The 416-nt window shown below is 50.7% G+C and carries 1 protein-coding gene; it reads left to right on the top strand.

All coding sequences use genetic code 11. From position 1 onward, the window contains the following. On the top strand, positions 1-416 hold a 416-nt coding region (locus tag BKB51_RS20470; RefSeq protein ID WP_125911896.1), incomplete at both ends, for a TRAP transporter large permease subunit.

Below are 416 nucleotides of genomic sequence, written 5' to 3'. Positions count from 1 at the left end.
ATCCTGATCGGGGCTTCTGTCTTTTCGCTGGTCTTTAGAGGACTTGGCGGTGATGACATGGTCCATGAGTTCCTCAGTCACATGCCCGGGGGAACCTATGGTGCACTTGTGATCGTCATGCTGGTGATGTTTGTCCTGGGCTTCTTTCTGGACTTTATCGAGATCACCTTTGTGGTGGTTCCCATTGTCGCCCCGATCCTGCTGATGAGTGATATCAGTCCGGTGTGGCTGGGTGTGATGATGGCCATGAACCTGCAAACCTCCTTCCTGACACCACCCTTTGGCTTTGCCCTCTTCTATCTCAGAGGTGTGGCACCTAAGGAAGTCACGACTATGCAGATCTACAAGGGTGTTATTCCCTTTGTGATTATTCAGATCATTGCTCTGCTTATTCTGGCACTCTTTCCAGAACTCGC

The sequence above is a fragment of the Kiloniella majae genome (assembly GCF_002118315.1).
In the GTDB taxonomy this organism is placed as follows: Bacteria; Pseudomonadota; Alphaproteobacteria; order Kiloniellales; family Kiloniellaceae; genus Kiloniella; species Kiloniella majae.
This window is presented reverse-complemented; position numbering and strand designations above follow the sequence as displayed.